At 48.4% G+C, this 10,201-nt stretch carries 5 protein-coding genes, 2 rRNA genes and 1 pseudogene; all 8 read right to left on the bottom strand.

Annotated elements, in window-relative coordinates; genetic code table 11:
- Window positions 1–23 precede the first annotated feature (23 nt).
- Window positions 24–998 (bottom strand): DNA polymerase III subunit gamma/tau C-terminal domain-containing protein, encoded by a 975-nt coding sequence (locus D0Y50_RS12685; RefSeq protein ID WP_117317274.1) that lies wholly within the window; start codon window positions 996–998, stop codon window positions 24–26.
- Between the two features lie 224 nt (window positions 999–1,222).
- Window positions 1,223–2,782 (bottom strand): annotated as a pseudogene (dnaX, locus tag D0Y50_RS19785) (DNA polymerase III subunit gamma/tau); the annotation flags it as partial.
- Between the two features lie 25 nt (window positions 2,783–2,807).
- Window positions 2,808–3,335 carry an adenine phosphoribosyltransferase gene (gene apt / locus D0Y50_RS12695; RefSeq protein ID WP_108569040.1) on the bottom strand — a complete coding sequence of 176 codons (528 nt, stop codon included), beginning with the start codon at window positions 3,333–3,335 and terminating at the stop codon, window positions 2,808–2,810.
- A 270-nt stretch (window positions 3,336–3,605) separates the two neighbouring features.
- Window positions 3,606–4,367 (bottom strand): HvfC family RiPP maturation protein, encoded by a 762-nt coding sequence (locus tag D0Y50_RS12700; RefSeq protein ID WP_108569039.1) that lies wholly within the window; start codon window positions 4,365–4,367, stop codon window positions 3,606–3,608.
- The gene (locus D0Y50_RS12705; RefSeq protein WP_108569038.1) at window positions 4,327–5,178 is read right to left on the bottom strand and encodes an HvfB family MNIO-type RiPP peptide maturase; all 852 of its coding nucleotides are present in this window, start codon (window positions 5,176–5,178) and stop codon (window positions 4,327–4,329) included. The genes D0Y50_RS12700 and D0Y50_RS12705 overlap by 41 nt, the downstream gene beginning before the upstream one ends.
- Window positions 5,179–5,231: 53 nt before the next feature.
- On the bottom strand, window positions 5,232–5,711 hold the full coding sequence (locus D0Y50_RS12710) for an HvfA family oxazolone/thioamide-modified RiPP metallophore (RefSeq protein ID WP_117317277.1): 480 nt from the start codon (window positions 5,709–5,711) through the stop codon (window positions 5,232–5,234).
- Window positions 5,712–6,802: 1,091 nt separating this feature from the next.
- Window positions 6,803–6,918: ribosomal RNA gene (gene rrf, locus D0Y50_RS12715) — 5S ribosomal RNA — on the bottom strand.
- 207 nt (window positions 6,919–7,125) lie between these two features.
- Window positions 7,126–10,107: ribosomal RNA gene (locus D0Y50_RS12720) — 23S ribosomal RNA — on the bottom strand.
- Window positions 10,108–10,201: the final 94 nt, after the last annotated feature.

Genomic DNA, 10,201 nt, shown 5'->3' on the forward strand with positions numbered 1-10,201 from the left:
ACCTTATTTATGGTCTCTATTTGTTAGCGTGCAGTAACCGATTGCGGATTAACCCGGGCATTAAAGGTGGTAACTAACGTCTGAAAATGTTCATCGTTACTTACCACCCACTCGGCATACTGCTGACGCATGGCGTTTATTTTTTGCTGTAGTGAAAACGGGGTCTGCTCAGGTTTACCTACCTGAATCTCTAATTCTACCGTCTCATTTAAAGCACTACATAAGGCTGCTTTAACCTGCCCTATCGTATTTTCATTGAGTAAATGCGCCTGACTGTCGTCTAATTCAAGCGTTATAAGCTTATCTTTTTTCAAATACGCAGAATGCAATGCTACCTGTTTAACCAAGCCCGCCACGGGCATTTGCGATATCAGGTTACTCCAGCTGTCTATCTGATTAGCATCCACAAGTTTGGTACCGTCTGGTAAGTACGCCTGAAGCCCGTCCGGGTTCATTTGCTGCACTGTTGGCGAACGCTGGGTGGGCTCATCCCCGCCGCCCCCCTGCGACGCGCCGCCGGCGGAATTCACGGCTAGGGGCGGCACATTCCTCTCGGTATCGTCTGCTACCGGTGGTGCGGGCCTACTACTGGCAAGGTCTTGCTCACGATGGCTGCTGACAGGTCCATAGTCTCGGTTATCCTTTCCTTCAGGCACGGCTTCGGTAACCCAGGGCGGCACATCATCCATATCACTATTTTCGGATAACGCCGGCGCATAGGATGGTGTATCTATAGCTGGGTTATTCTGATTCCCGTGAGATGGTGTGGGCGATATGCTCGCTGGTGTAGGAGAAGTGTTATGCTCCGCTACGTCAGCCCCCATGGGGGGCGTATTCCCACTGCTATCTTCCGGTTTCGCGCTAACAGGCGTGCGGTCGGGGCGGGCCAACCGGTTTAACGGGTTGCCCTTAGCCTGCGTTTCAGACTTTTTTACCTCGGCATCTTCTCCCTCCCGATTACGCTTTAGCCGCTGACGCAACGCTAGCATATCCTGCATGGAAGAAGTGGCCTCCCCGCCTTCATCAGCTTTATCAGCTTCATCAGGCGAACTCTGTGTTGCGCTTGGGGCGGCCCAGAGGAAGCAACATCGTCCCTGGGGGGAGTGTTGTCGTAGTATTGTGAAGGTATTTGCTCAAATGGCGGTGCTGCACCGGACAATTCATTCTCGTGGTGTTGCGCATGAGAGTATTCATCTTGCTGTGCAGGGACCGGCGGTGCGGGCTGCGCAGCATCGGGCGCCCGATATGCCTGCGCCTGTTGCTCAATTACCCAATGCTCGGTCGCCAATGCTTGTGCAGAGTCACCTGATTCACTTAGCGGTGCGCCGGATGAGGACACGTCTTCTGCTGAGCGATGCAGCTGGGTCTGACGCGTTGCTGCGCGCGGCGCCTCGGCCGTCTCTGGTCCAGTCTCGTGTGATAGACTTTGCTTTGCGTCCGATAACGCTGCTACGTCGTCTGTACGATAAGCCTGCGCCTGACGTTCAATAGCGTTTTGCTCGTTGGCTAACGTTTGCTCGGCATTGTCGGACTCGTCGTCCATTGACGGTAATTCATTATGATTATCTGAAGCAGCATCAGGGTTAACTGCTCTACCGGTCACGTCAGGGCTATCATTGGCGGTGCTGGCAGATTGAATAGGTAAACGGCTATCGGGCCCGCCTTCACTAATCAGTTTTTCAGGATCATCTACCGGGGCCGCTGGCGCAAACGACATCATTCTTAATAATGTCATTTCCAATGCGCTTTTACCGTCAGCAGCGTAAGGCATGTCTTTACGCCCATGCAGTGAGATTTGATATAGCAACTGAACCTGTTCACTGCTCATCTGTTTGGCTAAACTGTAAATAGCCTTAGCTGAAGTTGTTTCCAGTTTGCATGCCTCGGGCACCCACTGGGTTAAGGCAATCTGATGCAGCAAACTGCTTAATTCAGCGAGTACCTGACCATAATCAGGCGCTTGCTCAGCCATTTGCTGCACTATCCCAAGCACTTCTTGTGGCTGCTTTTGCGCCACAGTATAAAGTAATTTAACCAGCATATGCCGGTCCATCAGGCCCAGCATATCTGTGACTATTTGTTTAACAACCTGATTATCGCCCTGCGCAATAGCCTGATCTGTTAAACTTAACGCATCCCGCATACTACCGTTAGCGGCCCTGGCTAATAAACCTAGCGCAGCGTCTTCGTAAGGAATATTCTCCTGAGTGAGGATATGCGTTAGCTGCCCACTAATCTGCTCACGCGAGAGCGCTTTCAAATTGAACTGCAAACAACGTGATAAAATAGTAATCGGCAGTTTTTGTGGATCGGTCGTTGCCAGCAAAAACTTCACGTGCGGAGGAGGTTCTTCCAGTGTTTTGAGCAAAGCATTAAAACTGTGCTTAGACAACATGTGAACTTCGTCTATAAGGTAGACTTTATAGCGCCCGCGCGTTGGCTTATATTGGACGTTATCTAATAAATCACGGGTATCTTCTACCTTCGTTCGCGAGGCCGCGTCAATTTCTAGCAGGTCAACATAATTACCATGCTCGATTTCCTTACAGGTAGCGCATACACCACATGGGTTTGCGCCCTGGCCTTCTTCACAGTTCAGACTTTTAGAAAAAATTCTGGCTATGGTTGTTTTACCGACGCCGCGAGTTCCGGTAAACAGATAAGCATGATGAAGCCGGTCGTTATCCAGGGCATTGGCAATGGCAGCAACAACATGCTCCTGGCCTACCAGCTCAGCAAATTTACCGGGTCGCCACTTGCGGGCTAGTACCTGATAGCTCATTGCCCTTGCATCCCCATGATAAACCTTAAAACTCGCAAATTGAGTAGGTCTGTATTGCCAGCTCAGCTAATTTTTTGTTACCGCCTAGCTCAGGTAGCTCAATAACAAAACCTGCGTGATCGACGGTTCCGCCTAAACGGCGGATAAGTTTCGCAGACGCAGCAATGGTGCCGCCTGTAGCGAGCAAATCATCGATTAGCAACACATTGTCACCTGGGTCAATCGCATCTTTGTGGATCTCCAGCGTATCAGTACCATATTCAAGTTCATAGCATTCGCTTACCACTTCTCGCGGTAACTTGTTAGGTTTGCGAACTGGTACAAAACCAATTCCCATCTCAATAGCCAAAGGCGCACCAAACAGAAAGCCGCGGGCTTCCGTTCCTGCTACTTTATCAAATTTAACGTCTTTGTATTTTTCAAGAAGCAACGCAATACAGGCGCTAAACGCCTTATGGTCTTCTAATACACTGGTTACGTCCCGAAATAAAATGCCTGGTTTAGGATAATCAGGCACAGTTTTTACAACTGATTTAATGTACTCAGCAGTCACTATTACGCCTTTTATTCGTGCTGGTTAGATCCAGAATGTGAACCAGCCGCAAATGATATGCAGCAATGGAAATGCAATCAATACAGCTAATGAAGCAAGGAACCACCACCCATTGTAGGGTTCTTTGAAATTTTGGTCGTCGGACATCCGCATCCCCTTCATTTTAGTTCACGCAAATGGGCATAAATGGTAATCGAATAGGAAGCATAATGACAGTATTTCTATACATTACGGCAACTATTCGTACGCGATGTGAACGAATAGTATAGTTCAGGCTTGAATGAATATCTGTGCTTGTAATAGTTCGCTAAGTGTTTGCTTGAGTGAATGCTCAATTTCATTCGCGCCGCGGTGCGGTAAGGCAGCCTGTATACGCTGAAAAAGCGCTTTAAAAGACTCCCGTTTACCCACATTTTGAATTAAAAAAGCGGTTAATTCGTTGACCTGTAGAAAGCTTACCTTGTCCATTGCGTCCCGATAAACGACATAGTAATAAACCAATGCCGTTTCGTTAGCAGGAATAAAGTTAGGCGAAATTCGATGAACTTCATAACGGTAGGACACTAACTCAGATAACGGGGACACTGCAAAATAAGCCGGTAACCCGGCAGCCTGCCACAATTGCTCGCTAATATCACCATGGCGGATACTAATGTCTAATTCCAGCCATTCGTAATGTGCCAGCTCTGCTACCCAAGCGGGATAGCCATCTAATACATCCGGCCGCTGCGCTAGATAATCAACAAACTCTTTTGGGATATGCGCAAAATAAGGACTTTGTGCACTATGCGAGATAAAAAAGCCTCTGGCCAGCGTTGTCCATTGCTGGGGCCGTAATACACGATGCAATACCGGAAATCCATTTACTAGAAACTGGTTTATATTATTGAAAAATAACGTTTGGTATATATTAATACGGCGCCGGGCCTCAGCATCACTAATAGGTGATTGGTCAGGGTTTCTTACAGCCTGGGTAAAGCGTTTTTGCACTTCATACAAGCTGGCCAGGGCGTACTCCTGAGGTTTTCTCATTGTTAACCGTTAACTGAATTTGCTTGATTCGAGCCACTTCCTTCAATAGTTCGGCCAGCGGCGGTATATTGAAGTCACGCTCTAAAAGCGTCGGAAATACACCGTGTATACGGTATGCCGTCGCTAAAAGTTGCCAAACTGGTTCAATAACGTCCGTGCCGTGGGTATCAACTTTTAAATCAATCGCTTCATCATAATGGCCGGCTATATGGCCGTAAACTACGGCATCTTTGGGTAGCTCGGCTAAAAACAGGTAGGGATCGTAGGCATGATTGATACTGTTAACGTATAAATTATTAACATCTAAAAGTAACTTACAGCCTGACTGTTTAAGAATTGCATTGGTAAATTCAATTTCACTCATTTGCTGATCGGGCGCCAAATAATATGACGTGTTTTCCAGTACCAGTGGCCGCTTAAGAATATCTTGTACCTGATGGATCCTATCGGTGACGTGTTTAACGGACTGTGTGGTAAACGGTATCGGCAACAAGTCGTACATATGGCCGTCGGCTGAACAATAGCTTAGGTGTTCAGAGTAAAGCTCAATATCGTGTTGTTGAATAAATTGTTTAATTTGCTTTAGCAAATCAGTATCCAGCGGATCGCAGCTGCCTATAGAAAGCGACAATCCGTGCGTGGTGAACTGAGCTTGTTCAGTGCACGCACGAAGTTGTTTACTAAACCGGCCGCCCATAGGTATCCAGTTTTCGGGGGCAACTTCCCAAAAATCCACCTCTTGTGGCAAAACAGGAAGCGCCTCATCTAACATTTCCCTTCTTAAGCCTAAACCGGCTCCTGTTAGTTGCATACCACTATCCCACACCTTAGTTTTTCACAAGCGTACAGACAAAGCCCTATTGGTTAGGCCATGCCACCGCATTTACCCTCACCGCACTTGCCTTCTTTAGCCGCTTTATCACCGCCGCACTTACCTTCTTTGGCAGCTTTATCGCCGCCACACTTGCCTTCTTTGGCTGCTTTATCACCGCCGCACTTGCCCTCTTTGGCAGCTTTATCGCCGCCGCACTTGCCCTCTTTGGCAGCTTTATCGCCGCCGCACTTGCCCTCTTTGGCAGCTTTATCGCCGCCGCACTTGCCCTCTTTGGCAGCTTTATCGCCGCCACACTTGCCTTGTTTGGCTGCTTTATCGCCGCCGCACTTGCCCTCATTAGCTGCTTTATCGCCGCCGCACTTTCCTTCGGTAACAGTTTGCATGTACCCAGCTTCTAATGGTTGCATACCAAATAAATTTGAACCCGCTGCAGCCGATGTTGCAGTCAACGTACCAAATACAACAGCCCCAAGGGTGGAAGTGACGGCTAAAGTTTTAGCATTCTTCATTGTGATGTCCTCGTAGTAACACGATTAGGCTGGTGCCAAAGTGCACCTATAATAGAAGACCTTACTTGCCCCGGTTTAATTTCAGATTTAATTTCAAATAAATTAAGGCAAGTGATAAAAGCGGCCCTCTAGATATTCGCAAGTGGCAGCCTGACGAGAGCGAACGCGGGGACGTTTTAATCGCTAGAATACTAAAGTGCTAAAACAAACAAGCGATGTATTGCGCTACCTACGCTGCTCACCACGGCTTCTTTTTTATTTCAAAACATAGCTTATAGCATCCTTAGCTGAGCTGATTTACCAAAGATAGTCGGGATTCGAGAGATAGAAAGCGTTTATTGATATAACGAAAATCAGTAGCTAAGCAAAACTTCGCTTCCACCACGTAATTTTACAGTTTTGTACATTACGCCAGGTGGTTCTACTCATTTATGGGGAGTAAGCTAACCGATTAGCACATCAGATAATTTAAGTACGCTCGCACCAAGTATTGCTTTACTACCGCCGTTCAAGATCGCGCTTGGGGTGCTAATATTATCCTCTAGCCAGCATTTCCTTATTTGTACCCGCATACTTTAATGGCATTCGATAAATTGTTATCAAACTTGATGGCTGCTGAAAAGTACACAGCGCTGTATAAGTCGCTGCCGGTGGATAAATACATGGTGATGGATTGCCCTGCGTAAACATTGACCTAAGGTATGTACTTTTAATCAAAGAACAATCCTTGGTCCCTTAAATAACGCACGACTTTTCTCTGGCTGAGCCTATAACATACTACAGCCACGGCGCTATATAGAAATAAACACGGCTATAGCGTTTTATTTACTAATCGGTGAAACGAAAAAAGCCCACTCAATCGAGTGGGCTTATTCGTAGAATAGGCCTGCTTCACAGCGAGCCGTGGCGGCTGTGCTACGCGAAGCGCTATCCTGATACCTGAGAGAGCAGTCGGGTGCTCTGACAAATGGGTAAGTCTGCTCAGGCACGGCTTTGCTGCACTGAATCGCGAAATTACTCTGGCTAATCTACTGGCCGTAAAAACGAAAAAAGCCCCTGTCTTTCGACAAGGGCTTCTTCGTAGAATAGGAGTCTGGCGGTGTGCTACTCTCACATGGGGAAACCCCACACTACCATCGCCGCTAATACGTTTCACTTCTGAGTTCGGAATGGGATCAGGTGGTGCCGTATCGCTATGGCCGCCAGACAAAAACTTTTTGTGCAGAATACGTTTTATATTCTGCGTAAGGAGGACCTGCTGTGCGCTTAAGCGCGCGGCCTGTCAGCCTTACTTTAAAAACTTAACAATTCGGGAAATCTGATATTCAATCAATCATTGAGTAACGTTGCTACTCTCACTTATTTTAGCTTGTCTCTACCACAACCCGTCGCGCATGAAGCCGCTTAGGGTTGTATGGTTAAGCCTCTCGGGCAATTAGTACAGGTTAGCTTAACGCCTTACAACGCTTCCACACCCTGCCTATCAACGTTGTAGTCTACAACAACCCTTCCGGACTTTAAAAGTCAGGGATGACTCATCTTGGGTTCGGCTTCCCGCTTAGATGCTTTCAGCGGTTATCCGTTCCGAACGTAGCTACCGGGCAATGCTATTGGCATAACAACCCGAACACCAGCGGTTCGTCCACTCCGGTCCTCTCGTACTAGGAGCAGCTCCCCTCAATCATCCAACGCCCACACCAGATAGGGACCGAACTGTCTCACGACGTTCTAAACCCAGCTCGCGTACCACTTTAAATGGCGAACAGCCATACCCTTGGGACCGACTTCAGCCCCAGGATGTGATGAGCCGACATCGAGGTGCCAAACACCGCCGTCGATATGAACTCTTGGGCGGTATCAGCCTGTTATCCCCGGAGTACCTTTTATCCGTTGAGCGATGGCCCTTCCATACAGAACCACCGGATCACTATGACCTACTTTCGTACCTGCTCGACGTGTCTGTCTCGCAGTTAAGCTAGCTTATGCCATTGCACTAACCTCACGATGTCCGACCGTGATTAGCTAACCTTCGTGCTCCTCCGTTACTATTTGGGAGGAGACCGCCCCAGTCAAACTACCCACCAGACACTGTCCACAATCCCGATAAGGGACCTATGTTAGAACATCAAACATACCAGGGTGGTATTTCAAGGTCGGCTCCACGCAAACTGGCGTCTGCGATTCAAAGCCTCCCACCTATCCTACACAAGTAGGTTCAATGTTCAGTGCCAAGCTGTAGTAAAGGTTCACGGGGTCTTTCCGTCTAGGTGCGGGTACACAGCATCTTCACTGCGATTTCAATTTCACTGAGTCTCGGGTGGAGACAGCGTGGCCATGGTTACACCATTCGTGCAGGTCGGAACTTACCCGACAAGGAATTTCGCTACCTTAGGACCGTTATAGTTACGGCCGCCGTTTACCGGGGCTTCGATCAAGAGCTTCTCCGAAGATAACCCCATCAATTAACCTTCCGGCACCGGGCAGGTGTCACACCCTATACGTCCTCTTTCGAGTTTGCAGAGTGCTGTGTTTTTAATAAACAGTCCCAGCCACCTGGTCACTGCGGCCCTCATTCGCTCAAGGAGTAAATCCTATCACCAACAAGGGCGTACCTTCTCCCGAAGTTACGGTACTATTTTGCCGAGTTCCTTCACCCGAGTTCTCTCAAGCGCCTTAGTATTCTCTACCTGACCACCTGTGTCGGTTTGGGGTACGGTTTGTATAATCATAAGTTTAGAAGCTTTTCCTGGAAGCAGGGCATCAACAACTTCACTCCCTTGGGAGCTCGTCTCGTGTCTCGACTTTAAGTGTCCGGATTTACCTAAACACTCGGTCTACGCACTTTCACCTGGGCTACCAACGCCAGGCTTGCCTAGCCTTCTCCGTCCCTCCATCACTGATTATACAAGTACGGAAATATTAATCCGTTTCCCATCGACTACGCATTTCTGCCTCGCCTTAGGGGCCGACTTACCCTGCCCTGATTAGCATGGGACAGGAAACCTTGGTCTTCCGGCGTGGGGGTTTTTCACCCCCATTATCGTTACTCATGTCAGCATTCGCACTTGTGATATGTCCAGCAAACCTCTCGATTCACCTTCATCCACTTACACAACGCTCCCCTACCCAGAGGACATCCTGAATGCTACTTCTTCGTTCTTTATCTTCACCACCTTGTGGTGAACGCTTTACCAGCGGCTGCTTACGCAGGTCGCTGTTAGCTTAAATAGCATTGAGTGATGTCCTCTGCCGCAGCTTCGGTATATTGCTTAGCCCCGTTACATCTTCCGCGCAGGCCGACTCGACTAGTGAGCTATTACGCTTTCTTTAAAGGGTGGCTGCTTCTAAGCCAACCTCCTAGCTGTCTGTGCCTTCCCACATCGTTTCCCACTTAGCAATATTTTGGGACCTTAGCTGGCGGTCTGGGTTGTTTCCCTCTCCACGACGGACGTTAGCACCCGCCGTGTGTCTCCCGGATAGTTCTCATTGGTATTCGGAGTTTGCAAAGGGTTGGTAAGTCGGGATGACCCCCTAGCCTTAACAGTGCTCTACCCCCAATGGAATTCGTCCGAGGCTCTACCTAAATAGATTTCGGGGAGAACCAGCTATCTCCCGGTTTGATTGGCCTTTCACCCCCAGCCACAGGTCATCTCCTAACTTTTCAACGTTAGTGAGTTCGGTCCTCCAGTTGATGTTACTCAACCTTCAACCTGCCCATGGCTAGATCACCGGGTTTCGGGTCTATACCTAGCAACTAAACGCGCAGTTAACACTCGCTTTCGCTACGGCTCCGCTATTCGCTTAACCTTGCTACTAAATATAAGTCGCTGACCCATTATACAAAAGGTACGCAGTCACACCACGAAGGTGCTCCCACTGCTTGTACGTATACGGTTTCAGGTTCTATTTCACTCCCCTCACAGGGGTTCTTTTCGCCTTTCCCTCACGGTACTGGTTCACTATCGGTCAGTTAGGAGTATTTAGCCTTGGAGGATGGTCCCCCCATATTCAGTCAGGATAACACGTGTCCCGACCTACTCGATTTCACATTAAATTCGCTTTTGTGTACGGGGCTATCACCCGGTATCGCGCCACTTCCCAGAGGCTTCCACTAACTTATAAAATGCTTAAGGGCTAATCCCCGTTCGCTCGCCGCTACTAGGGGAATCTCGGTTGATTTCTTTTCCTAAGGGTACTTAGATGTTTCAGTTCCCCTCGTTCGCCTCGCTACACTATGTATTCATGTAGCGATACCTGTAAACAGGTGGGTTTCCCCATTCGGACATCTGTGGCTCAAATGCATTTTGTCGGCTCACCACAGCTTTTCGCAGACTTACACGTCCTTCATCGCCTCTAACTGCCAAGGCATCCACCGTATACGCTTTGTCACTTAACCATACAACCCCAAGCAGCCTTTTGACTTCTGCATTGGTCGGTGAATTAACACCTGCTGTATGATGACAAGCTAATCGATAAATCGCCTTGCTATC

The organism is Salinimonas sediminis, from assembly GCF_003429285.1.
Lineage (GTDB): Bacteria > Pseudomonadota > Gammaproteobacteria > Enterobacterales > Alteromonadaceae > Alteromonas > Alteromonas indica.